We start from the raw sequence: 24,399 nt of genomic DNA, 5'->3' as shown, positions 1-24,399 counted from the left end.
AGGACGCGCATTCGCCGAGGTCGGCGGCGGCACGGACCCCGCGGATCACGATTCGACAGTACGGTTCATCGGGCCGCACGAGCCAGCCGAATCAACCGAATCCGACAAAGATTCGTCAGCTTTAGCCGACCACCCGGCGCTCACGGCGTTCCCTTGACTCAGCGGGTGGACGACACGGCTCGCCGTGACCTCGAAAATCGTTGGCCGACCTCTGTCACCTGCGCATAAGGTCCAGATCTCGCCCGGCACGTGAGGGGAAGGACCGGATGCGTCAGTTCGAAATGCGTCATCTCACCCGGCACGACTGGCAGGTGTGGCGTGACGTCCGCCTTACCGCCCTCCGTGACGCGCCCGAGGCGTTCTACTCCACCCTTGAGCGCGAGCAGGCCTATGACGAGGCCAGATGGCGGGACATGGTGCAGCCGGCACAGGGACTCAAGGTCGTCGCGTTCGCCGGCGGCACGCCGGTCGGTGTCGCCGGCGGGTATGCCTCCGAAGAGGTCGAGGGCGCGATCGAGCTGTTCGGGATGTGGGTCTCGCCCGCCGCCCGTGGCACCGGGGTCGCCGCCGAGCTCGTACGCGAGGTGATCGCCTGGGCGGACAAGCACGGCGGTGGTCGCGGGGTGAGGCTGTGGGTCGTCGACGGCAACGATCGAGCCCGGCGCCTGTACGAACGCCTGGGGTTCACAACCGTCGACCAGTTCTATCCACATCCCCGTGACCACGGCGTCCGCTATCAGCTCATGACCCGCGCTCCGTCCTGAGCCGCGCCGTTCAGCCGGTCGAAGGGCACGAGCGGAGCTCAGACCGCGACCAGGGGATCGGTGAAGGCGACAGCGGCGATCGGCATGGACGGGTTCTGCAGCCCCCTCAGATAAAGAGCGAAGCCGTGGTCCGGCACCCGGCCGCCCAGTTCGGCCGGTTCCACCCGTACGCCCTGCGCTTCGAGCTCGGCGACCACCTCGGCGTAGGGCCGGTCGAGAAGCTGCACCCCGCGAAACCACGCGGTACCACCGCGAATCGCGTAATGAACGACCAGTGAGACCAGCCGGTCGGCGGCGTCGAACGTCAGCACCAGGCCATGCTCCAAGTACCAGTCCCGGGTCTCGCCGCCGTAATCCGGGCGGCTCTGCAGGGCAGGCCCGAGAAGGCCCCGCAACTCCCGCCGGTCCTGCCCCAGCCGTACCGCCTCCGTGCCCTCCATCGACACCAGACGATGCTCGGTGACCGACTCCACCGGCTCCTCGTCCGACATGCCCACAACGCCGTCGGCCGGGCTGTTGACGAAGACCCCGACACAGTCCACCGGTCGTGCGGGATCCTGCGGATCGACGGCGGTGAGATTGAACCCCGCGTCGGGCGCCTCGCACCCGACGTCGCCCTCGACCAGCCGGCACCCCCTGGATCGCAGATCGGCGACGACCTCGCCGTAGGGGCGACCGAGCAGCCACACCCCGTCGTAGGTCACCGGCGCGTCCTCGCAGAGCTCGACATAGCAGAGCCGGTCGCGGTCATCGAAGAACAGGATCAACCCGCCTTCGATGTAGTGGTCGCACAGACCGGTCTGCCAGGCCGCCTTCCGGAACGTCCGCCGCTCGCCGAGCCGCTCACCCAGCTCATCGGCGAGCCGGGCGGCGAGCACCGAACGGCGTTCCCCCAACCGCAGCCCACCGGGCACCACCCCGGCCAGTCCTTCGAAGGGCCGTACGTCCCACGCGTCGTCGCTCACGGCTTCATGATCGCAAAGGTTTGCACGCGGAAGACCCTCGGGCCACTGTGCGACGCTATCCATCCGAGTCCACGCTGGCGAGCCGTGCCCAGATCTCCTCCGCCTTCGGGTCGCGCTGAGCTTCCAGGAGCTCAGCGGCACGGCGCCAGCACTCGCGCGCCGCGCCAAGCTCCTCCATCTCGTGGAACACCTCGCCGAGTGGCACAAGTGCGAGTACCTCACTGCGCCCATCTCCGAAGCCGCGGAAAACCTCGGCCGCTTGCTGGAACTGCGCGGTCGCCTCTGCTCCACGGCCAAGGCCGGCGAGGCTTTCGGCCAATGCGAGCCTGCCGAATGCGACGGTCCAGGTGTCCTGGATGTCCTCGAAAATCGCCACGGCCTCCGCGCCGTACGTAACCGCTCGGGGCAGGTCATCAAGGGCACGAGCGCACTTCCCGAGGCTGAGCAACGACATCCCTTCGCCCCGTCGGAAGTCCGCCCCCCGGAAGACCGACAGCGCCGCGTCGAAGAGTTCGGCCGCCCTATCGAAGTTGCCCTGCGCCTCCTGAATCAGTCCCAGTCCTCGTAGCGCGAACCCCTGAAGCCAACCCACGGAAAGATCACGGGCAAGTTGAGCGGCACGTTCGTACGCCTCTGTGGCGTCGTCCCATCGGCCGAGCCGCCAAGCGGCGTCACCGAGCATGTTCCGGTTGAGCGCTTCACCGAGCGGATCTCCGACGGTGAGCGCCGCCTTCAGTCCGATGCGGTGATTCTCCTCCCAGTCAGCGTAGTAGGAATGGATCTCAAAGAGCCCGGTCGATGCCATCGGAAGCTTCCAGGCGATGTCGTACTGTCCCAACTCGGCCGCCTGCCTGACCGCGGCCATCACATTCGGCCGTTCTGCCTCGAACCAGCGCATCGCCGCTGGACCGTCGGGGAACGCATCGGTGAACTGGATCCCACCTGCCGGCACCAACGGCACGGAGGGGGAGTATGGCAATGCGGCCCGTCTGGCAGCGTCAGCGGTGAGGAGATACCAGCTCAGCACTCGCCGCACCGCTTGGGTCCGTTCTTCCTGTGTCTCGTCCGCATGCGCCCGCTCCAATGAATACGATCTCAGGAGGTCGTGCAGGCGGAAGCGGTCAGGTTTCGTCTCCTGGAGCAGATGCGCGTCGGCGAGTGCCCTCAATCGCCGACGCGCGACGGGTATACCAATCCCGATCAGGGCTGCGGCGGCCTCGGTTCCGATCTCAGCACCCGCATGCAGACCAAGCCTTCGAAAGGCCTGCTGCAGCTCCGGCATCAAGGCCTGATAAGACCATGAGAAAACCGCGCGCACATCGCTGAGCTGGTCTTCGTTCAAACTCAGCGCGTCGAGGCGGCTCTGTTCACTCGCCAGTTCTGCGGCCAGCTCCGCCATGGAAAGTTCGGACCGGCTGGCCGCACGCTCGGCTACCACCCTTAGAGCAAGCGGTAGATGACCGCACAGTTCAGCAACCCGCAGCGCGCTGGACGACTCAGCATCGATCCTGGCGCGCCCTATCACCTCGGACAGAAGTCGGACCGATTCCTCGGGCGACAGAGTGTCCAGTGTCACGCGCACTACTCCCTCCCTCGCGACCAAACCGGCGAGCGTACTCCGGCTCGTGACCACGACACAGCAATGACGTGACGCAGGAAGCAACTGGCGGACCTGTGCGGACGAGGACGCATTGTCGATCAGCACGAGCACACGTTTCCCATCGAGCATTGATCTGAACAATGCCGCGCGGGCTTCCACATCATCAGGAATCCAGTCGGGGGGCGCATCCAGAGCTCTGAGGAAGGCATCCAAGGCTCGTTCCGGCGGGAGAGGCAGCCCCGGCCCATAGCCGTGCATGTCGATGTAGAGCTCCCCGTCTGGGAACTTGTGACGAACCTGATGCGCCCAACGCACAGCGAGTGCGGTCTTACCTACTCCAGGAGCGCCGCCCACCGCCGATACGATCGCCGAGGACAGGTGATCCTCAGCACCCGTGAAGATTTCCGTGAGCAGCGCGTCGAGTTGGCGGAGATTGTTCTCACGATTAACGAAACCGGAAGGTATCAGCGGTAGCTGGTGTGGAACCCGCGGCGAAGGCGTCGCAACGTGCAGGTTGATGCCACCGTGTACAGCACCGGCCTGCACCACAGTTTTAGCCTGTCCGGAAAACGTATTTGCGCTACTCGATCGCTCAGCCATATGCATACTTGTCAGCTGATACGTGCTGTGCGCTCGGACCCAGCGGTGTCGATAGCCCTGGTCATGGAACCCTCTATCCTTCAGCGATGCCAGTAGCCTTAGACTAAACCACCGGCCATGGCGCGCAAAAAGACATAGGTCGCAGGGGCTCTTGACCTACCCACAATGCCAAGCGAGTCTTGTCGCGTATCCTCCGCACGCTACCGCTCCGGAAAGTCGTTCGACTTCCGGCACGTATGCGAGCAATCATCCAGGAGGCATGCAGTGACGGAGAATCCGGCCTTCGATGAGATGTTCGCCGGGTGCAAGCAGTCAGCTATGCACCTGGAAATGCGTGACATGTACACGCCGGGTGATCCCGTATATCTTGACTGGAAAGCCGGGATCAAGGTCGATGCTGCCGAAAGGTGGCGAGATTGGTTTGACCTGATGACCGCCACGACCTCTCGTGGCGTTGAGGTGCGACGGGCTCGTGTCGTCTCCGAACCGATCACAGACTTCATCCGACATGAATACGAGCTCACCGAGGATCTCAACATCGCAAGTGGTGAGCACGTGCGCTGGCTGCCTCGCCGCCGTGCCTCTGACCTGGCGCTGCCCGGTAACGATTTCTGGGTGTTCGATCAGGATCGGGTTCGCTTCGGCTACTTCGCCGGCGACGGTAGGTACCTGAACGACGAGATCGTCACCGATCCGGCCGTCGTCAAGCTCTGCGTATCCGCCTTCGAAGCCGTATGGGGACGGGCGATCGATCACAAGGATTATCATCCGGTCTGAGCCGCCCCGTCGCCGTTCATTCGAAGAGGAAGTCCGCACCATCTCGGCCTGAGGGGTCCATCGTCACCAGATCTTCGTGCAGCGCCTGGACCATTCGGCCGGTGAGCTCGTCTTCCGGCGTCGTCTCCATCAGGACCCAGCCCGGGGTGTCTTCGGGCGCCTCGTAGTCACGACCGTCGGCCGAGAGGCTGTAGAGCAGCGCGAACGCCGTGTCATATGCCGCCGATCGCGCGACCCGGGCCAGGTCGTCGCGGTCGGCTCCCGCGGCGAGCAGCCGACGAGCCGCCGGAACACGCTCCAGCGCGCCGGGGTCGGTCCAGTTGTCGATCAGTCGCGGCCAGATGTGGCGAAGCGCCAGGAAACGCGCCAGCTGCGGGATGTTCTCGGTGATCTCGGAGTAGGCGGCATGCTCCGGCTCGGTTTCCCCGAGTTCGGCGAAGCGGTCTCGCAGAGCGACCGCTGCCGCGCGGTCCCGTTCGTTCATGGCCGCCAGGGCGTCGGCCCATTCGGGCCAATGTGAGGTGGACATCCCCCCACCCTGCCAGGTGTACCGGCTCGACATCACACCGTTCGGCCGAGCCACGTGTGACACCATTTCGCACACAAGCGACCCTGGTGCGCTGATCCTCCGGAGATGCAGAGCAAGACATGAGATACGCGGTGCGATACGCCCCACTGCCTGCGGTCGTCCTGGTCACCACGGCGGTCCTCGCCTGGGGTCCCGTGACCGCGCACATCGCGGGACGGGCCGATCGCCTGGCGCTGTCCGTGCTGTCGTCGCGTCCGGAGGTCGTCTCCGCAGGTGACGCACTGGTCCGCGTCCGGATCCCCGACCGCGTCTCCGCCGGCGACGTACGGGTGATGCGCGACGGAACAGAGGTGACCAAGAGCTTCCGGAGCGTCGACGGCGGTCGTGCCCTGGAGGGCGTCGTCGAGGGCATGCGACTCGGGCGCAATGTCCTCACCGCGACGACGCGCGGCGTGCCGCCCGCGAGGCTCGTACTCGACAATCATCCCGTGACGGGACCGGTGTTCGCCGGGCCGCACGAGCGACCGTTCATCTGCGACACGGCGGCGTTCACGACGGTGACCGGGAGCAGGCTGGGCGCACCGGTCGACGCCGAGTGCTCGGTCGCCACCCGCGTCGACCACGTCTACCGCACCACTGCGGGGCGGTTCGCGCCGCTCCGCGACGGCGAGCGCCGTCCGCCCGATCTCGCCTGGACCACGACGAGCGCCGGGCGCCGGGTTCCGTACATCGTGCGGGTCGAGACCGGGACAATCAACCGGGCCGTCTACGAGATGTCGATGCTGCACGAGCCCGGCACCCCGGCGCCGGATCCGTGGCGGCGCTCCGCCGGATGGAACGGCCGGCTGATCTACACCTTCGGCGGCGGCTGCCCCGGCGGATGGTACGTCCAGGGCCGGGCCACCGGCGGTGTGATGGACGACGTGATGCTCCGCCAGGGGTATGCCGTGGCGTCGTCGTCGCTCAACGTGTTCGGCAACAACTGCGACGACCTGCTGGCGGCCGAGACCATGAGCATGGTGAAGGAGCGCTTCGTCGAGGCGTACGGGCCACCCGCGTTCACCATCGGCTGGGGTTGCTCCGGCGGTTCGTACCAGACGCACCAGATCGGCGACAACTATCCGGGCCTGCTCGACGGCATCGTCTCGGGATGCAGCTTTCCGGACGTCGGGTTCAGCACGGTGAACACGATCAGCGACGCGCGCCTGCTCGACCACTACTTCCGCGAGGTGGCGCCCGGTGCTCTCGGCAAGGAGCAGCAACGGGCCGTCTCCGGCTTCGGGAGATGGGAGAGCATCGCCGACATGGCGGAACGAGGCGGCCGGATCGACCCGCGGATCTTCTGCCCCGCCCGGTTGCCGGCGGAGCTTCGCTACGATCCCGTCGCGAACCCGACCGGCGCCCGGTGCGACGTGTACGACCAGACCGCGAACGTGTACGGCCGTGATCCACGGACCGGATTCGCTCTGCGGCCGCTCGACAACACCGGCATCCAGTACGGCCTGCGGGCCCTGCGCGACAAGGCGATCAGCGTCGACCAGTTCCTCGACCTCAACGAGCGGATCGGCGGTTTCGACGCCGACGCGAACCATGTCGGGAAGCGCACGACTGCCGACCTGGCGGCCACCCGGGCGGCGTACCGGAGCGGGCGGCTGCTCAACGGCGGCGCCGGCCTCGCGCGCATGCCGATGATCGACTATCGCGCGTACACCGAGGACCAGCCGCAGGGCGACATCCACATGCGGTTCCAGTCGTTCGCGACCCGCGAGCGGCTGGAGAAGGCGAACGGCACGTACGCCAACCAGGTCATGCTGGTCGAGGACGACCGGTACGGCGGGTTCTCCTCGGCCAGCCCGGTGCTCGCGCACGCGCTGACGCAGATGGACCAGTGGCTCACCGCACTCGCCTCCGACGGACGGCCGGGCAGCCCGATCGACCGGATCGTGCGCGCCAAGCCGGGCGACCTCACCGACGCGTGCTGGACGCGCGAGGCGCGACCGCGGAAGGTGGCGGAGCCGCAGGTCGCGGGCAACGCCGCGACGACGTGCAACACGCTGTACCCGGTGTGGGCCTCACCGCGGCTGGTGGCCGGCGGTCCGATGGCCGGCGACATCGTCAAGTGCCGGCTCCGCCCGGTCGACCCGGCGGAGTACGGGGTGCCCCTGACGACCGAACAGGCCGGGCGGCTGCGGGCGGCCTTCCCCGGCGGCGTGTGCGACTGGTCGGCGCCGGGGATCGAACAGCAGGGCCTCGCCGGCACGTGGCTGTCGTTCGGCCACTGAGCGCCCCGGCCACTGAGCGCCCCGGCCGCTGACCGCCCCGGCCGCTGACCGTCTCGGCCGCTGATCGCCTCGGCCGGTGAAGACACGAGCCGGGCGACCACCCGGACCGAACCGATCACGCCGGCCGCGTCAGTTCGGCGCGTCGAGGCCCGCGTAGGCCCGGCACTCCGGCTGTTCGGCCGGCAGATTCCAGTCCCGCATGATCGACGTGAAGTTGACCCAGCGCCAGGTCTCCGGTCCGAGCTCGGCCAGGACCCGTACGACCCGCCGCTGCGGCTCGGTGAGCTCCTCGAACGGCGGCAGCGGACTCAGCGCGCCCGCCGGGAACGTCAGCCGGAGAGCCGCCTCGGCCATCGCGAACGCCGCGACCTCCGAGCTGCGTGACAGGCCCGTCAGCACGGCGTCGACCGCCGCCTGAGGCACCCGGCCGGCCAGCGCGGCCAAGGTCTGCGTGGCGTAGGCGCGCAGGTCGCCCTGCAGGAAGCCCACCTGGGGTCCAGGACCCGGCTCCGGCGGATCGGCGCTGGCCGCCGCCAGCGCCTCGATCACGGCGGAGTCGAGGACGTCGAGCCGCGCGAGAGCGACCGCCGCGGCCCAGCGCAGCAGCGGCTCGGATCCGGCGAGGTGCTCGCGCAGCCGTGGAACGAGCTCCTGGTCCGACAGCAGCGCGGCCGACACGATCGCGCCGGCGGTGATGCCGGTGACCGTCTCGCCTTGGAGCAGTTCGCGCAGCGCGACGGTCGAAGCCGCAGCCTCCTCCGGGAACCAGGCCAGCAGGTACACCGCGGCCGCCCGGATCTCCGGGGCGCCGTGGGCGACGAGCCCGCGCAGCTCGGGTACCTCGGCGCGGACGGCGTCGTAGACGTCGAGCTGAGCGTGCATGGACCGCAGCACCTCGGCCGGGTCGTACATCGCCCAACGCGCGATCCGATCCCGCCGTTCCTCCTCGTCGACGTCCGGCACCATCCACCTGTCGAGCTCGCGGCGCTGGTCCTCGGGCTCCATGGAGCGGACCCGCTCGAGCTGGGCCCGCCAGCCGGTGACGTCGACCCCGGCCGGCAGGTGGCTCTCGTCGTATCCGATCGCCAGCGCGGCGAGCAGGTAGACCACTTCGGCCCGTTCCGGCGTCGCGGGGTCGAGGGCCAGCCGGGCCAGGAACGGCACCGCGTAGGCCGCCGCCTCGTACCGGTTGCCCTGGTGGAAGATGTTGCCGTACAACTCGCCCAACGCGCGTTCGCGTTCGTCGGACGAGTCCGAGCGCAGCGCACGCAGCAATCCGGGAACGTCCTCAGCGAAACCGTAGGCGTGCCGCAGCTCCGCCCAGCGGACCGCGTCGAGCCCTTCGAGCACATCGCCATCGATCATGGCGAGCAGTGTGGCAGCCACGGCCGACATCGGCCGGTGATCAGGGGGCGCGGCCCATGACGTCGGAGGTAATCGACGCCCCTACCTCCACCCCGCGAGACTTTCGGTCGACAAGGCCAAGGCTTCGAGAGGTGACCCATGAGCACAGACCCGATCACGCGCCGCACCGTGGAAGAATTCCTGAACCGCATCGGCGCGGGCGACCACGACCGCCTGGCCGAGTTGTTCGCCGAAGCGGTCCGCTGGCAGTTGAGCTGGCCGGCGGAGGGCCATCCGGCGGTGCCGTGGATCCGGCCGCGCTCGAGCCGTGCCGACGTCGCCGATCACTTCCGTGCTCTCGACGCCTTCCACGTTCCGGAGAAGAACGCCACGTCGGTGACGCACATCCTGGTCGATGGGGCGGACGCGGTCGTGCTGGGGGAGATCCGCCAGACGGTCAGAGCCACCGGCAGGGAGTACGCGTCCCCGTTCGCCCTGCACCTCACCGTCGACGAAGGCCTGATCACGCACTACGACGTCTACGAGGACAGCCTGACGGTCGCGGAGGCGCTGGCCGAGGCGGGGACACACCGCTGATCGATCGGTACCCTCCTGCGGTGGGTACTCGCCGGCGCCTCGGCCGTGCGCTGCTTCCCCTCGGCCTGGTCTCCCTCGCCGTCGGCATCTCCACGGCCGTGGTCGTGCCGTTCCTCTCGCTGTTCCTGAGCACGGCCGTGCACGCCGGCCCGGTGCGGGTCACCGTGTTCCTGATCGTCGCGCCGCTCGCCGGGGTCGTCGCATCGACGCTGATCGGGCGGCTGTCCGACCGGCGGCCGATCCGCCGGGCCCTGTTGGTCGGTACGTCCGTCGCGGGCCTGGTCGGCATGGCCCTGACCGCGTTCGTGCGCGACTACTGGATCCTCCTCGCGTTGACGGTGACCGCGACGGCGCTGGCCGGGGCGTTGTTTCCGCAGACGTTCGCATACGCCCGTCAGGTCCTGGCCCGCGACGGCTCCGACCGGGCCGCCATGGGCATCACCACCCTGCGGACCGTCTTCTCGCTGGCCTGGGTGGCCGGGCCGCCGCTGGCCGCGTTCCTGCTGGACGCCGGCGGCTTCGCGTACGTCTACGGGATGGCCGCCGCGATGTACGCGGTCGCCGGGCTGGTGGCGATCTTCTGGCTCAGCGAGATCGAAGCGCCTGCGGCGCCGGCCGCCTCATGCGACGAGTCCGACCCCGACGCCCCCGACGCGCGCGAAGCGCACGAGGCATCGCGCTGGACGCTACTGCTGACCACGGCCGCGTTCACGCTCCTGCAGTGTCCGCTGACCCTGGGCCTACAGGCGCTCCCGCTGTTCATCAGCACCGACCTGGGCGGCGACGCAGGCGACGCAGGCCTAATTCTGGGGCTCTGCGCCGCGCTGGAGATTCCGTTGATGCTCGGCCTCGGCGCGCTGACGACCCGGATCCGGCTGCGCACCCTGGTGCTCGCCGGCGCGGGCTGCGGCGTCGCGTACAACGTGCTGGCCACGGTGGCGTCGGAGGTCTGGACGCTCGCCGTCGCGCAGATCGTCAACGCGGCCTTCATCGCGGCGGTGACCAGTCTGGGCATCTCCTACATGCAGGACATGCTGCCGCGGCAGCCCGGCCGGGCCACGACGCTGTTCACGAACTCCTACACGATCGGTGCGATCCTGGCCGGTCCGCTGCTCGGTCTGGCCCAGCACTTCGGCTACCGGCTCGCGTACGGCATGGGGACGGGCCTGTGCGCGACCGGCCTGCTGATGCTGCTGACGACCCGGCCCGGAAGCCGTTCCCGGAGTCCCCGTTCGGGACTCCGGGCACGTGCTTCGCGCTTCAGACCCTGACGGCCCCCGGCCTGCGGTCCTCGATCTTGAAGGAGGCGAATGTCGTCGCGGCGGCGTCGGCCCGGCTGACCGTGGGCACCATCCGCAGGTCCGTACGCCACTCGCGGGAGTTCAGCCTGCAGGTGACGTAGCCGCGGCGGTCACCGTCGAAGAACTTGATGTGCGGGTTCCACTTCATCATCGGCCCGTAGTACGGCCCGTAGACCTCGTCGTCGCCGTTGGTGCTGATGGAGGTGCCGACGAACTCGGTCGCCACGACACGGGACTCGGGCCGGTCGAAGTCGCTCTTGATGTCGTTGACGAACGTCGAGTGCCAGTCCCCGGCGACCATGACGGGGTTGCGCACCTTCGCCGAGACGAACGTGTCGGTGATGGCCTTGCGCGAGGCCGGGAAGCCGTCCCAGGCGTCGTGCCAGATGATGTCGCCGGTCGGGCCGTCGTGGTCCAGGCGCGCCATCATCACGCTCGTCGCGATGACGTTCCAGCGGGCCTTGGAGTCGCGCAGCCCGTCGAGCAGCCACTTCTCCTGCGTGGCGCCGAGCATCGAGCCCTTGGTGGGGTCGTTGCCGGCTTCGCACGCCGGCGCCTCGCCCCAGCCGCACGGCGGCGCGGTGCGGTACTGCCGCGTGTCGAGCACATCGAGCTGCGCCAGGCCGCCCCAGGCGGATCGGCGGTAGAGCCGGAGCGAGCCGTCCTTGCGCGGCAGCGACCGGCGGCCCACGGGCTGGTGCTCGTACCACGCCTTGTACGCCGCGGCCCGGTTCGCGCTGATGGTGCCGTCGTAGTCCCCGACGTAGTCGTTCTCGACCTCGTGGTCGTCCCACGTGACCAGCCACGGGAAGCGGGCGTGCGTACGCTGCAGGTGCGGGTCGGACTTGTACAGCGCGTACTGCATTCGCCAGCGATCGAGATCCTTCGGGCCCTCGCGCAGCACGTCGGGCGTCGCCGTCTTGCGCATGCCCCCGTCGGCCGGCACGCCGTACTCGTACACGTAGTCGCCGAGGTGGACCACGAGGTCGAGGTCCTCCTCGGCCATGCTGCGGTAGGCCGAGTAGAAGCCGTGCGTCCAGTCCTGGCATGAGGCGAACGCGAAGCTGAGCGAACCGAGCGGGCCGTGCTCGCGCGGCGCTGTACGGGTGCGGCCCACCTCGGAGACGTCACCGCGGTAGCGGAAGCGGTAGTAGTACTCCCGTCCGGGCTCGAGCCCCTCGACCTCGACGTGCACCGAGTGCGCCAGCTCGGGCAGGGCCGACACCGTGCCGTGCTTGACGACCCGCCGCATGCGCTCGTCCAGGGCGACCTGCCAGTCGACCGGCACCCGGCGGCTCGGCATGCCGCCGTCGGGGCTGAACAGCTCGGGCACGAGACGGGTCCACAGCACCACACCGTCGGGCGTCGGGTCGCCCGAGGCGATGCCGAGCTTGAACGGGTACTCGCCGCCGCGCAGGCGCGGCGCCGCGAGGGCATCGCCCTCGAGCGGCACCTGGCTGACGGCGGCCAGCCCGGCGACGGCGCCGATGCCGCCGAGGAAGCGGCGGCGGTTCAGGGCGGACTGAGCAGGGGAGTTCACGGTCATGGCCGTCACATCATCGGCCGCGACCGACCGGTGGGCGTCCCCGGTATGGCGGTGACATGACGCCTCGCTGAAGGCTCGGACCGGCGGGCCGGGGCGGAGTACGCGGACACGGCGCGCGGGCATCGCATGGTCGTCGGCGAGGCGCCGTAGCGGACCGCTGCGCCCGTCATCCGAGGCGTCCTCAGCGCATCCACCGGTCGCCCACGCGCCCGATGCCATGGCGCCATCCTCCAACGTCACATGCCTTTGACAGTACGGCCCGGGCTTGCCACGCTCGGACCCATGCTGACGGAGCCGGTGGCCGGGGTCGACGCCGGCGACAGGAGGCAGGGCTGTGGCAGCACGTTCGCGATCGTCACCGTCGACTTCGAGCCCGCCGAAGCGTACGAGTTCATCGACCTCACCGGCGAGCCGGTCCGCACGAGGCCCGCGTGGGCGACCGACGACGGGAAATGGGCGGACATCGCGCGCTCGTACGCCGAGGAGCTGCGTTCCTACAAGGCCGTCTTCGCCGACGCGATGCGTACGGAGCTCGACCAGGTGGCCATCCGGGTGGTGCTGACCCGGTTCGTCCATCACCCGATCGACAGCAGTGAACGCGGCTTCGCCGCGGCGGCTCGCAGGGCGGTGCGGGAACTGCACCGCCGGGTGCCGCCGACCCTGACCGAGCCGGTGCGCGGCGTCCGCGTCCGCGACTCCGGCACGTACGTCCGCGGCGACTCCTTCTCCTCGGAGATCACCGTCGACTTCGAGCCGGCCGACGCGTACGAGTTCGTCGATCTCACCGGCGAGCCGAATCGCTCCTATGCGGCCGCAGTCGACGAGGCGCTCCGCACCGAGATCGGTACGCCTTCGATCCGGGTGGTCCTCACCGGCGTCCGGCCTGAGAACGTGGACGAACGCCGCTTCGAGAACGTCGTCATTCTCGCGGTGCGGAAACTGCGCAGGCATCTTCGCCCGGCCGGCTGAAAAGCCCGGTCAGCGTACGCGCCGACGTCCGACGACCGACAGCACCTCGCGCAGAGCATCCGCCGCCCGCCGTACCGCGTCGTCCGGAACACCGGCCATGACCTCGGTGTGCGCCCGGGCCGACGCCGCCAACGCCGTCCCCGTGATCCGCAGGCCCGCATCGGTGAGCCGCACCCAGCGGCTGCGCCTGTCGCCCGCGTCGGCCTGGCGCTCGACGTAACCGACCGCCGCCAGTCGCTGCAGCACGTTGCTGATGCCGCCGGAGGTCAGTAACAGCGACCGGGAGAGTTCGCTGGGCTTGAGCCGGTACGGCTCGCCCGCCCGGTGCAGGGCCGCGAGGACGTCGAACTCGGCGTAGGTCAGGCCCAGTGCGCTCATCTCGGCCCGGACCGCCTCCTCGAAGAGCCCGCCGATCCGGGAGATGCGCTTGCTCAGCTCCAGGGTCGCGACCAGGGACGGGGGAAGTTCGGCCGCCCACCCCGGCACGAGCGCGTCGACCTCGTCCCGCGTCTCTTCGTCTCGCGCCCCATCGCCTCGCGTCGCAGCGTCACCGTCCAGCACCCGACCAGGCTACTTCAATCCATATTGCTTTTTGAAAAGCTTTCTTCTAAGTTACCGCCATGACCTCCAGACTGCTCATCCGCAACGGCATCGTCATCGACACCGACCCGATGCCCGCCGTCACCGGCCACACCGACGTCCTCATCGAGGACGGCCGGATCGCCGCGGTCGGAACCGGCCTGCACGCCCCGGGCGACGCCGAGCTGATCGACGCGACCGACCGGATCGTCCTGCCCGGCTTCGTCGACACGCACCGGCACACCTGGCAGGCGGGCATCCGCTCGCTCACCCCCGACATCTCCTTCGCCGGATACCTCGGCCGTATCATCGGCGAGGTCGCTCCGCGCTACCGGCCGCAGGACGTGTACGCGGGCAACCTCGCCGGAGCACTCGAATGCCTCGACGCCGGGATCACGACGCTGGTGGACTGGTCGCACATCCAGCTCACGCCCGCCCATACCGAGGCGACCGTCGAAGCGCTGAGGCGGGCCGGCATCCGGGCGGTGCTCGGCTACTGCTACGGAGGGGGCGGCGGACCGGAGGAACTGGCGGCCGAGGGGCACCGTGTGCACAAGCGGCACTTCGGCGCGGCCGACCCACTGCTCTCGATGGCGATCGGCGCGCTGGGCCCGGAGATCGCCGGGGAAGAGGCGGCCCTGCACGAATGGCGGCTCGCCCGCGACCTCGACCTGTCCGTCACCGTGCACATGGGCGGTAATGGCGTGCAGAGCGCCGAGCGGGGCCTGGCGTTCCTCCGGGAGAACGGGCTGCTCATCCCCCGGACGACCTACATCCACCCCAACCACTACACCGGCGACGCCCTCAAAGAACTCGCCGACAGCGGCGGCACCGCGTCGATCTCACCGATCGTCGAGGCGGAACTCGGCATCGGCTACCCGGCGACGGGCCGGGCACGTGCGGCGGGGCTGCCCATCGCCCTGAGCGCCGACGCCGTGACGAGCGGCCCGGGGGACATGTTCAGCCTGATGCGCGCGGCCTACGCCCTGGAGCGTGCCCGCCCGGACGGCGCCGGGATGGGTTTCACCACCCGCGACGCACTGCGGATGGCCACGATCGAGGGAGCCGAGGTGGCGGGCCTCGGCGACGTCACCGGGTCGCTGCGACCGGGCAAGCAGGCCGACCTGGTGCTCCTGCGCACCGACACCCTGGCCATGGCGCCCGCACACGACCCGATCGGAGCCATCGCGTTGTCGGCCGACACCGGCTGCGTCGACACCGTCCTCGTCGCCGGGCGGGTGGTCAAGCGCGACGGCCGGCTGCTCCACCACGACATCGCCGCCGTGCTGTCCGGCCTCGAGGAATCGGCCGCCCACCTCACCGCTGTGCCGTGACCGGATCGCCGGCGGCGGGGGTCGCGGCCGGGACTCGATGGATGGTGTCGGCCACCCGTTCGAGGAAACCCGGCCGCAGTGGGGCGCGGAGCCCGAGAAGTCGCCAGTAGGGCAGCGCGGCGAGCAGGCCCCAAGGTCAAACCCGAGAGCCATCGACGTACTGTTCCAGGGCGGCGCTCAGCCAGGAGGGGTGTCACGGCCGCCGCGGGCCTGGGCGTGCGCGTCGACGAAGCGGTCCAGCGCGGGCCCCGGCCGCGCCGGCTCTCCGTGGCGGTCTTCAGCCGCTCCGGCACGGGGACCACGAAACGCCCCTCTGTAGCGATGGCGGTACCTCAGCCCGTCTCGACCGCAAGCCCGGCCCCCACCCAGTCCCCACGCCCCGGCCGGCATTGCATATTCCCGACGCCACATCGAACGTGACACCGAGCGGTACGGAGTAACGCGCCGTCCGCGACCCTGCGTCATCGACTCAGCCCGGTTGATCACCGTCCAGGACGCGCTGCCAGGCCGCGGCGTACAGCTCGGGCAGCGGCCGCCACGGCCTGGACAGGCCGCCGGTCTTTCCGTCGGCGGAGACTGACAGCCCGTACAGCTTCGCCTTCCATGATTCGAGTGGAAGGTGCGGCTTGTCGGCGTTGACCCATCCGCCCGGCAGGAACACCTCGCGTCCGGCCCGGGCCCGCTTGGCCTCGATCACCAGGCCGCGTCCGGTCAGTGCCGCCACCGCGGCCTTGTGCCGAGGCGGTTTCCAGCCGTTCCAGGTACGGACGTTCCGGTCGGTGGGTCTCAGCAGCGTCAGCAGCTGAAGGTAGAGGGCGGCCGGGTCGGGCTCCAGCCCGAACCGCTCGGCGACCTCCGTCACCAGGTCGGGGACGGCGGCCAGCGGGTCCGCCTCGTAGGCGCCCTCGGGAAGTGCCCCGGATCGGATCCGCGCCATCATGCGGTCGCAAGCCTCGCCGAGCAGCCACCGGACGTCGGTGAGCGTCCAGTTCCCGTACGAGGCCGTGGTGAGCAGTGCCTGGGTTCGCGCGTCCTCGCCCAGGAGCGCGGGCCGGAAGAACAGGTCGGGTGAGTAAGAGCCCATGATGCCGACGGTCAGACCATCGTCGACGCTGTCCACGTCGAGCGGCTGCGGGCCCTGGTACGGCTCGTCACCGAATCGGGCGCGCAGGTCCTCGATCGTCTTGTGACGGAAGCCGGGGCTGCCCGCCTTCAGCAGCAGCCCCGAGTGGGCCAGCCGCTCGCGCAGCAGTTCCACCGCCTCGGGAGCGCCGGTCCTGACCGGGTCACCGGCGGGCAGCTCGGCATAGGCCCAGCAGACACCCAGGGTGAGAGTGCTGAGGAGCTCCTCGAACCTCCAGGCCGCCAGGTCAAGGCTGGTGATCGTGATTCCGTACTTGCCCTTCTCGAGCCAGGAGTCCACGTCGGTGGTGAGGACGGGGACGGCGCGGGGATCGGCGAGCGCCGCGCACATCTCGGCGGCGGGCAGGCGGGAGCCGAGCGCCGCCGCCGCCGCCACGGTCGCCTCGGGCACGCCGACCCTGCGACCGAACTGCGCGGTCCACGTCTCGGCCACCCGCTCGGCCACCGCGTGGAGCCCGCCCGGCTCCCACAGGTCGGCGGGGTCGTCGGGCAGTACGGACGCCAGCAGATCGAGCCGCTGTTCGACGGTGAGCCTGCCGAGCTCCGCTCTGGCGTCGTCGGCCTCCGCCGCCTTGAGCCGCAAGATCTTGCGCTCGTTGGCGTCCAGGAACGGTGGGTTGTAGCTCCCGCTGCCGGGAACGCCGGCGAGGGTGAGGGCCGCCGCGGGGCGGCTCAGCCCGGTGCGCCGGGCGAGAAGGCCCACTGCTTCCTGGTCCCACGGCACGGGGCCGCGGTCCCGTACGAGGGAGACGAGGCGGCGCAGCCGGTCGGCCCCGCCCCACCCCTTGAGGACATCGTTGACGTCGGTGACGGGTCCCAGCGACGGCGGTTCGCCCGCACCGTCGCGCACGTCGATGAAGCGGCGCCGCCCTTCGCCCGCCCAGCCGACGGCGACGGCCGTGCCGTGCTCACCGCGTACGGCCGACCGCTCGGTCTCGGCGATACCGGTGCGCAGCCTGGCGCCGGTGTCGGCGAACGGGGTCTCGGCCCAGACCTCCAGCAGGGCCAGCAGCCGCTCCCGGCGTTCGACGCGGGTCGACGCGGCCACGGCGCGCAGCGCGACCGCCCCGATCCGGCCGATGAACGGCAACCACAAGTAGCTGTTCATCGCCCTGAACCCATCCGGCTCCAGCGCGTCCGGGGCCAGCGAGCCGTCCAGGAGACGGCCGGCGAGCTGGATGCCGCGAAGCATTCCGCTGTCGTTCGAGGAGACCCAACGCTCGGACAGCCCATAGAGCGCGCGGGCGACCTTGGCATCGTCCAGCGGATGCCGTGGGATCGCCTCTGAACCCGTCGGCCGCCCGCCGACCGCGGCCTGGAGCAGGGGACGCAGCGCGGGAACTCGTTCGAGATCGCCGCGGTCGCGGTAGCGGTCCATCGCCTTGTGCAGCAGAGGGGCGAAGTCGGGGTCGGCGGCCAGCGCGGGGATGTCCTCGCCCGGATCCCGGTCGGACATCCAGTAGTCGAGACCGAGTGAGGTGTCTTCGGCGGGAGGCGCCACGGGCACGTCGTGTGCGAGGCATGCCTCCAGGACCCGTACATCGATGACGCGGAGAAAGCGATCCCACCCGTGCGGGCCGTCCCAGCGGTCGGACTCGCCCAGCCGGACGGGGGTCGCGTCGGCGGCGAGCCGCGCGCTCATCCTGGGGATGAGTGCGGCGAGCTGTCGTGGCAGGGGCCGGCGGGTCCGGTCGCGGCGGACCCGCTGGGGGTGTAGGACGGCGCGGGTGAGCCAGCCGGCCGCGCCGTCGAGAGGCTCTGGTCCGGAGGGGTCGTCGCCGGTCAGGGCGGCCAGCGCCGCGCACTCGTCGAGGAGGTCGAGCCACCAGCCGTCGATGTCGTCGGCGACCGGGAACAGGTCGAGCAGCAGGGCGCGTACCCCGGGTGTGGCCTTGGCCGGCGGGACGAGCGCGGGCCGCCAGGCCTTCCACAGGGCGAACGGGGTCTGGCGGATCGCGGGCAGCGGCAGGAGCCGTTCGATCAGCCGCTGCTGCTCGGCGATCGCGTCGCGCCCGGCGGCCCGGGCGAGCGCGGTGACCTGACGGGCCAGCCCCGGCCATGGCGGTGACCCGCTCCGCGTGCGCACCACGGCCAGTTCGGTCAGCGCTTCGAGGGCGCGCACCGGTTCGAGCCGGTCGCGCAGCCCGGCCGCGAAGGCGTCGGTCGACTTGGCGCTCAGTGCCCCGGCCGCGGCGAACTCCAGATGCGACGCCGACCACACGGTCTCGTCGACGTGCAGCGCGTGCGTGTCCTCCGCCTCGCGCGCCCGGCCGAACGCGACGGCGGCGCGCTTGGCGTCACCCGCCCTGATCAGAGCTCGGCCGGCATGCTCCCAGAAGACGGGGAGGTGCGGAGCCGGCAGCGAGCGGGCCAGCCACACATAGGTGGACGCCGCGTCGCTGGACTTGCTGCGGGCCGCCCGCTCCAGACCGGCGACGACCTCGAGGCCGGCTTCGGCATTGCCCGGATCGTGGATCAGCGCCCAGGCGGGGTAGGCGCTGGTCTCCAGCACCCGCCGGGGGATCGGCTCACAGACCTGGCCCTGATCGTCACGGCACGACAGCTCCGCCCCGTCGAGACTCAGCTCGTACCCGTCTCCCGCCGGAACCCACATCCGCCGCTCTCCCTGCCGTGTCGTTGGCATGCGTGGCATGGGTGGCATCGTGGCAGAGACAACGGACAAGGTGCGTTTTTTCAGTCTTCTTGCTGGTCGGCGCGGACGGGCTGGGTGCGCCGGGGCTCCGGACGGCTTCGCGCCTGTCGGCAACCCTTTCTGAGGTGCGCAACGCCTGCCGTGTGGTGGAAGATCGCAGCAGGGAGGCTGTATGGGGTTCGGCTTTCGTGTCGGTATTCCCGGCTTGAGGGTGCGTGTGTCGAAGCGAGGTGTACGGACGTCCGTGAGGCCTCGGGCAGCGCGGGTCGGCATTGGGCCCGGCGGTACGCGGGTCTACACCGGGATGGGGCCGTTCTACGCCTCGACATCCGCGGACGGGAACCGGACGAGCACGGCCACGCGCCGGTCCGCGCGAACTCGTTCCATCACGCCGTCGCCTGCCCAGCTCATCTGCAGGGTGTGGGCAGGTTCGCGCGGGCCGACCGGGCAGCGGCGAGGCAGAGAGCAGAGCAGGACGCGGCCGCCTATCTGGCCGCCGAACAGGCACGGCTGCACCAGATGCATCAGCAGCTGACGGCCGATGCCGATGAGTGGTGGCAAGAGCTCATCGGTAACGACCAGGACACCGTCTGCGAAGTGGTGAACGCCGCCTTCTCCGACAACCCGGTGGCAGGTTGCGCGGTCGGGGTCGAGGGCACGGTCTTGTCGGTATTGATGCGCCAGTACGACCTCGACACGCTGCCCCACCAGACCCCGGGCCTGACACCCGGCGGGCAGCCCACGCTGAAGAAGCTGTCCGGACACGACCGCGTGCTGTGGTGGCTCACCATGATGGGCTCCAATGTGATCGCGACGCTCAAGGAGGCGTTCGCGACCGCACCGGGCATCAGGGCCATCGACCTGGCGGTCTTGACTCGTATGCCCGACACGCAGCGCCTCGGCATCGTCGCGTACGGTCGGTGGACTCGCGACGCGATCGAGTCCGCCCGGTGGCAAGAGCCACAGGACGCCTTGCGTTTCCTGGACGTCGGACAGGACGTGGCCTGCTCGGTCTCCACGACCTCATCGGTCGACCTGTCCACCTCGGTCAAGCCCCTGGACATCGATCGGCAGCCGGGGCTGCGGGCTCTACTGGACAACGCCCAGGACGTGCCCGGCACCGAGGAGCCATCTGTGAACGAGGTGGAGGCCGGACCCGCGGTGGCCGTACCCGTACGGACCCGCATGCAGGGGGACCCCTACCAGGTGCGGCCTTTCGCTCACTGGAAGCAGGAGACCGCCCCGGCTCCGCCGCCTCCTCAGTCTCCTCGGCCGGCTCGGCCGGCTCAAGGGAGTGCTCACCCGGCTCCGCGCCATGAGCCGCCCGTGCTCCTGGCTCCGGGTCAGACACTGGTCCTGCCCGAAGACGCGTACCAGGGCCTGGTCGTGGCCTTCACCTCCGCAGGGGCGGACGCGGACCTGACGCTGCTGCTGACCGGTGCGGACGGGCGCGTCACCGGCGATGAGGACTTCGTCTTCTACCATCAGCCCACCGCCGCCCACGGCGCGGCACGCCTGGTGGGCAAGAAGACCGAGGGACCGGGCAGCGTCGAACGAGCCACCATCCACCTGTCCGCACTGCCGACCCATGTCCAGCGGGTCGTGGTCTCCATCAACATGGACGTGGATACCGAACTCACCTGCGGAGCCCTCACGCACGCGTCCCTCCAGATCAAGTGCGCCACCGGCGAGACGTGGCAGTTCGAACCCCCTACCGACCCGAGCATCAGCGCAATGATCACGACAGAGCTCTACCGGCACACCGTCAACGGCCACCCGGTATGGAAGCTTCGCGCCGTCGGCCAGGGATGGGCCGGCGGCTTGAACGAACTGGCCCGCGCGCACGGCGTCAACGTCGAGTGACGAAGACGTCCTTACCAACTGACCTTCCCACCGAACTGGCCGAATGGTCAGTACGTCAGTAGCATCGATGGTATGAAAGTCGGTGTGAGCATCCCTGACGAAGATGTCGCCTTCATCGATGACTACGCGGCTCGGACCGGAGCCAAGTCCAGGTCGGCCGTACTGCACCAGGCCGTCGCGCTGCTTCGTTCGGTAGATCTCGAAGACGCCTACGCAGCGGCATGGCAGGAGTGGGACGGCGGGGAGGACACCGCCATCTGGGACGCGACCTCGGCGGATGGGATCGCCGATGCGGCGAGGTGACGTCTACCTGGTTGATCTGGACCCGGCACGCGGATGTGAAGCGAACAAGCTCCGGCCCGCAGTGATCGTCAGCAATGACGCCGCGAACCGCATCGCGGACCGGACTGGACGCGGCGTGATCACGGTTGTGCCCGTGACTTCCAACGTCGAGAAAGTCTTTCCCTTCCAGGTGGCACTCAGCGCATCGGAATGCGGGCTCAAGGCGGACTCGAAAGCGCAGGCGGAGCAGGTCCGCTCAGTCGCACGCGACAGGCTGCAACGACGCATCGGCGTCGTACCCGGATCAACGCTCCGACTGCTGGACGACGCCCTCCGTCTCCATCTGAGCCTCTGACCCGCGCCCCCGCGGGCTGATCGCCTATCGGCTCTGGGCGCGGTGTACGAGGAGGCCGGCCAGGGGGTCGCGCAGATGCAGGGTCGAGCCGTCGACGAAATCGACCCCGATCACCTGGACCGGAGGAACGCTTCGGCCGGCGAAGGGCGCGGAGAGACCTCGCACCTGCCCCACGGGGAGCTCACAGAACGTCGTGAACCGCGGTGCTCCGGGAGCGGGGGCGTGCAGGAGGTTCGTCGGGTAGACGATCGAGATGCGTTGGCTGCTCAGCACCAGGCGGGCCTCGCCCTTGCTGTGCGCCAAATGATCGCCGAAGTGGACGGCGTGCTGGTCCTGATGCTGTGCCTGCACGAAGAAGCCCACAGTCGGATCGTCGGTCCAGTGGTCGAGCACGCTCTTCGCGGGAAGCGGCCACAGACACGGGGCCGGCTTCAGCGTCGGCATCTGGCGGAGTGGTTCGTGCGGGTGCCGCGTCTCGGCTGCGATCTGCGCGAGGACGTACCCGTGGATCGGGGCGCAGCCGAACAGGAGTCGCTCGCCCGGCCGCAGCCAGTGCCTGGTCAGCTCTTTCTCGAGGGTCTTGTCGTCCTTCTCGACGGCCGCGTTCATCGCGTACCGCTCGTCAGGACGGCGATGTACTCGAGCATCGCCGGATCGCCCTCGGGGAGCAGGAAGTCGAACCCGGAACCGTCCATGAGCGACACCCGAATGCAGGGCCTGTTACGTTCGTCGCCTCGCTCGACCACCGCCACACCGGCGATGTGTTCGCGCCGGAATTCGGTGACAGTCGACCACTCGGGCGCGGTGATCGGCTCACCCTCGATGTTGTCGCCGTATCTCTCCCTGGTGTCGGTGGCGAGCTCGGCGATGCCCTTGCCCGCGTCCACGAGTCCCTTGCCGAACCTGGCCGCCTTGTCCACGAGCGACCCGTCCTCCGGCTCTCCCGATTGCGGACCACCGACCTTGAACACGGCCAGCCGGGTCGAGGTCAGCACCCACAGGCGCTTCTGCGGACGGCCGGGAGCCGCGATCCCGGCTCCGGCCTGGTGGGCATGGCAACCCGGCGCCGGTCCGAACACGAGCAGGTCAGGCGCCGGAGGGCCCGCGCCCAAAATGCCGTCACCCCCAAGGATCTCGTGCACTCCGCTGACGGCCGAGGCGACCACGTCGTACCCTCCCCGGCGCAGAGGGCCCTTCCGGCGTCGGCCGGAGGCCTCCAGCCCTTCGATGTCGTAATGGAGGACCTTCCGATAGGTGGCCCAGAGCAACTGCTCGTTCGGCCGGCAGAGCCCGAACCGGGCGACGGTCGCCGCGCCCAGCGGGTCGGAAAAGCTCATTCGAGAGTGAATCCTCGTTCTTCGGTTCGGTCGCACGCGTTCTTCTACAGGGAGCGTTTCGTCCCCCTCACCCGTTACAGAATGCCCTGCTGGATCATCCACCATTGTGCGTTGTCCGTCGCGTGGCACGACACTTCAGCGGCCCTCCAGCCTGGCCTTCCCGTCGCCGTGCAGCCATGGGCGGGGCCCGGTGTTCATGTCGGTCGGGTAGCCCAGGTCGAACGTCACCGCCGACTCCAGGCGATCCACCGCTTCGGCCGGCAGGGTGACGTCGATGGCGGCCAGGTTGTCCGCGAGCTGCTCGGCGTTGCGCGAGCCGATGATCGGATGTACCGCGCGGGACCTCGTGCGGGTCCAGGCGATCGCGACCTGCGACGCGGTCACCCCGAGTTCCTCGGCGACCTCCTGTACGGCCTGCGCCGCCTGATGGTCGCGCGGAGTCAGCGAGGCGGGGTCGACCCGGGTGCCGGTCGGGGCGTCGCCGGGGCGGGAGTACTTGCCCGAGAGCACACCGCCGGCGAGCCCCCCGTACGTTGCCACGCTCATTCCGTACGCCTCGGCCATGGGCAGTAGTTCCCGCTCGATGTCGCGCTTGAGCAGGCTGTAGGGCACCTGCAGGCCGGCGAACGAAGTCCAGTCGCGCCACTCGGCCAGGGTGTTCCCCCGGGAGACGAGCCACGCGGGAAGGTTGGACGCGCCCACGTACAGGACCTTCCCGGCGCGGACGACGTCGTCCAGCGCCCGCATGGTCTCCTCGATCGGCGTGTGCTCGTCCCAGGTGTGCACCCACAACAGATCGATGTAGTCGGTGCGCAGCCGCCGCAGGCTCGCCTCCAGGGACAGGGCGAGGTTCTTGCGGTGGCTGCCGCCGGCGTTCGGGTCCGTGCCGTCCCGGGACAACGTGTACTTGGTGGCCAGCACGAACCGGTCCCGCCGGTGCTGGAGCAGGCCGCCGAGGACCTCTTCGCTGTCGCCGTACGCGGAGGCGGTGTCGATGACGTTGCCGCCCGCGTCGGCGTACAGGTCGATCATCCTGCGGGCCTCGTCCGGCCCGGCGAAGGTCATCGCACCGAGGAACAGCTCCGAGACGCGCAGCCCGGTCGGTCCGAGCAGCCGATAACGCATCACGCCACGTCCCTTGCGGACAGCTCGAAGGAGTCGGTGTCGATCCCGCGCGCCAGGATCCGCCGCGGGCGGATGCGGATCCACGCCGAGTCGAACGGCATGTTGGCGCCGATGCGCTCGCCGACCTCTTCGCCCCCGGTGGTGTGCGTCTCCGCATGTCCCCGGATCTCGATGCCGCGCGGGGTCCAGGGATCGACGGAGGCCAGGTCGTCCACGGCGAACGCGACCTCGGGGTGGCGCTCTGCGTCGCGGAACTTCTTGCTCCCGGCCATGTCGGTGCCGGCGTGGCCCCCGATCACGATGGTCTGGGTCTGCGGGTCGTAGAAGACCCCTACCGGCGTGATGTGCGGCCGGCCACCGGGGCCGACCGTGGCCAGACGCCCGAGCAGCTGGCCGTTCAGATATTCGATCTCGTTGGGGGTGAAGGTCATGAGCTCAGTCTGTGGGGTCGCGC

Annotated in this window: 21 protein-coding genes; 10 read left to right on the top strand and 11 right to left on the bottom strand. The window is 69.6% G+C overall.

Annotated elements, in window-relative coordinates; genetic code table 11:
* Positions 1–266: 266 nt before the first annotated feature.
* Positions 267–764: a GNAT family N-acetyltransferase gene (locus HKK72_RS01945; RefSeq protein WP_222720187.1), complete on the top strand. Its 498-nt coding sequence runs from the start codon at positions 267–269 to the stop codon at positions 762–764.
* Positions 765–802: 38 nt separating this feature from the next.
* On the opposite strand, the gene HKK72_RS01940 is transcribed toward HKK72_RS01945, so the two are convergent.
* Together HKK72_RS01940 and HKK72_RS01935 are read right to left on the bottom strand one after the other, a co-directional pair.
* A complete protein-coding gene (locus HKK72_RS01940; protein WP_187232430.1) occupies positions 803–1,729 on the bottom strand; it encodes a hypothetical protein in 927 nt (308 codons plus the stop codon).
* A gap of 55 nt (positions 1,730–1,784) precedes the next feature.
* Positions 1,785–3,878: an ATP-binding protein gene (locus HKK72_RS01935; protein WP_187232429.1), complete on the bottom strand. Its 2,094-nt coding sequence runs from the start codon at positions 3,876–3,878 to the stop codon at positions 1,785–1,787.
* A gap of 315 nt (positions 3,879–4,193) precedes the next feature.
* On the opposite strand from HKK72_RS01935, the gene HKK72_RS01930 reads away from it, so the two are divergent.
* Entirely contained in the window at positions 4,194–4,706 is a 513-nt protein-coding gene (locus tag HKK72_RS01930; protein ID WP_187232428.1) for a DUF6879 family protein, read from the top strand.
* Positions 4,707–4,722: 16 nt separating this feature from the next.
* On the opposite strand, the gene HKK72_RS01925 is transcribed toward HKK72_RS01930, so the two are convergent.
* Entirely contained in the window at positions 4,723–5,235 is a 513-nt protein-coding gene (locus HKK72_RS01925) for a hypothetical protein (RefSeq protein ID WP_222720186.1), read from the bottom strand.
* A gap of 131 nt (positions 5,236–5,366) precedes the next feature.
* Between HKK72_RS01925 and HKK72_RS01920 the strand changes: the two genes are divergently transcribed.
* Positions 5,367–7,517: a DUF6351 family protein gene (locus HKK72_RS01920; protein WP_315987015.1), complete on the top strand. Its 2,151-nt coding sequence runs from the start codon at positions 5,367–5,369 to the stop codon at positions 7,515–7,517.
* A 129-nt stretch (positions 7,518–7,646) separates the two neighbouring features.
* Here the strand turns inward: HKK72_RS01920 and HKK72_RS01915 are convergent, their stop codons facing one another.
* Complete coding sequence (locus HKK72_RS01915; protein ID WP_187232426.1) at positions 7,647–8,882, bottom strand: HEAT repeat domain-containing protein; 1,236 nt, start codon at positions 8,880–8,882, stop codon at positions 7,647–7,649.
* A gap of 138 nt (positions 8,883–9,020) precedes the next feature.
* Between HKK72_RS01915 and HKK72_RS01910 the strand changes: the two genes are divergently transcribed.
* Together HKK72_RS01910 and HKK72_RS01905 are read left to right on the top strand one after the other, a co-directional pair.
* On the top strand, positions 9,021–9,458 hold the full coding sequence (locus HKK72_RS01910) for a nuclear transport factor 2 family protein (protein ID WP_187232425.1): 438 nt from the start codon (positions 9,021–9,023) through the stop codon (positions 9,456–9,458).
* Between the two features lie 20 nt (positions 9,459–9,478).
* Positions 9,479–10,729, top strand: a complete 1,251-nt coding sequence (locus HKK72_RS01905) for a sugar efflux transporter (protein WP_187232424.1) — start codon at positions 9,479–9,481, stop codon at positions 10,727–10,729.
* Here HKK72_RS01905 and HKK72_RS01900 read toward each other — a convergent pair.
* Positions 10,719–12,524 (bottom strand): alkaline phosphatase D family protein, encoded by a 1,806-nt coding sequence (locus HKK72_RS01900; RefSeq protein WP_222720185.1) that lies wholly within the window; start codon positions 12,522–12,524, stop codon positions 10,719–10,721. The two genes, HKK72_RS01905 and HKK72_RS01900, sit on opposite strands and share 11 nt — an antisense overlap.
* Before the next feature lie 63 nt (positions 12,525–12,587).
* Here HKK72_RS01900 and HKK72_RS01895 point away from each other — a divergent pair, with 63 nt between their 5' ends.
* Positions 12,588–13,274 carry a hypothetical protein gene (locus HKK72_RS01895; RefSeq protein WP_187232423.1) on the top strand — a complete coding sequence of 229 codons (687 nt, stop codon included), beginning with the start codon at positions 12,588–12,590 and terminating at the stop codon, positions 13,272–13,274.
* A gap of 9 nt (positions 13,275–13,283) precedes the next feature.
* Here HKK72_RS01895 and HKK72_RS01890 read toward each other — a convergent pair whose 3' ends face one another.
* Complete coding sequence (locus tag HKK72_RS01890; RefSeq protein ID WP_222720184.1) at positions 13,284–13,835, bottom strand: MarR family winged helix-turn-helix transcriptional regulator; 552 nt, start codon at positions 13,833–13,835, stop codon at positions 13,284–13,286.
* A gap of 59 nt (positions 13,836–13,894) precedes the next feature.
* Here HKK72_RS01890 and HKK72_RS01885 point away from each other — a divergent pair, with 59 nt between their 5' ends.
* Entirely contained in the window at positions 13,895–15,187 is a 1,293-nt protein-coding gene (locus HKK72_RS01885) for an amidohydrolase family protein (RefSeq protein WP_187232422.1), read from the top strand.
* 469 nt (positions 15,188–15,656) lie between these two features.
* Here HKK72_RS01885 and HKK72_RS01880 read toward each other — a convergent pair whose 3' ends face one another.
* Positions 15,657–18,983 carry a hypothetical protein gene (locus tag HKK72_RS01880; protein ID WP_187232421.1) on the bottom strand — a complete coding sequence of 1,109 codons (3,327 nt, stop codon included), beginning with the start codon at positions 18,981–18,983 and terminating at the stop codon, positions 15,657–15,659.
* A 420-nt stretch (positions 18,984–19,403) separates the two neighbouring features.
* On the opposite strand from HKK72_RS01880, the gene HKK72_RS41970 reads away from it, so the two are divergent.
* The 3 genes from HKK72_RS41970 to HKK72_RS01865 all read left to right on the top strand — a co-directional run bounded on the left by HKK72_RS41970 (position 19,404) and on the right by HKK72_RS01865 (position 21,483).
* Positions 19,404–20,846, top strand: coding sequence for a TerD family protein (locus tag HKK72_RS41970; RefSeq protein WP_222720183.1), 1,443 nt, complete (start codon positions 19,404–19,406; stop codon positions 20,844–20,846).
* A gap of 72 nt (positions 20,847–20,918) precedes the next feature.
* Entirely contained in the window at positions 20,919–21,149 is a 231-nt protein-coding gene (locus HKK72_RS01870; protein ID WP_187232420.1) for a ribbon-helix-helix domain-containing protein, read from the top strand.
* Positions 21,136–21,483: a type II toxin-antitoxin system PemK/MazF family toxin gene (locus tag HKK72_RS01865; RefSeq protein WP_187232419.1), complete on the top strand. Its 348-nt coding sequence runs from the start codon at positions 21,136–21,138 to the stop codon at positions 21,481–21,483. The genes HKK72_RS01870 and HKK72_RS01865 overlap by 14 nt, the downstream gene beginning before the upstream one ends.
* Before the next feature lie 24 nt (positions 21,484–21,507).
* On the opposite strand, the gene HKK72_RS01860 is transcribed toward HKK72_RS01865, so the two are convergent.
* The 4 genes from HKK72_RS01860 to HKK72_RS01845 form a co-directional block, all read right to left on the bottom strand.
* Positions 21,508–22,092, bottom strand: coding sequence for a hypothetical protein (locus HKK72_RS01860; protein ID WP_187232418.1), 585 nt, complete (start codon positions 22,090–22,092; stop codon positions 21,508–21,510).
* Positions 22,089–22,820, bottom strand: coding sequence for a hypothetical protein (locus HKK72_RS01855; protein ID WP_187232417.1), 732 nt, complete (start codon positions 22,818–22,820; stop codon positions 22,089–22,091). The genes HKK72_RS01860 and HKK72_RS01855 overlap by 4 nt, the downstream gene beginning before the upstream one ends.
* Positions 22,821–22,955: 135 nt before the next feature.
* The gene (locus HKK72_RS01850; protein WP_187232499.1) at positions 22,956–23,945 is read right to left on the bottom strand and encodes an aldo/keto reductase; all 990 of its coding nucleotides are present in this window, start codon (positions 23,943–23,945) and stop codon (positions 22,956–22,958) included.
* On the bottom strand, positions 23,945–24,376 hold the full coding sequence (locus HKK72_RS01845; RefSeq protein ID WP_187232416.1) for a PPOX class F420-dependent oxidoreductase: 432 nt from the start codon (positions 24,374–24,376) through the stop codon (positions 23,945–23,947). The genes HKK72_RS01850 and HKK72_RS01845 overlap by 1 nt, the downstream gene beginning before the upstream one ends.
* Positions 24,377–24,399: the final 23 nt, after the last annotated feature.

It is taken from the genome of Actinomadura sp. HBU206391, assembly GCF_014323665.1.
Lineage (GTDB): Bacteria > Actinomycetota > Actinomycetes > Streptosporangiales > Streptosporangiaceae > Actinomadura_C.
Note: the sequence above shows the minus strand (reverse complement) of the source record. Positions and strands in the feature narration are given on the sequence as shown.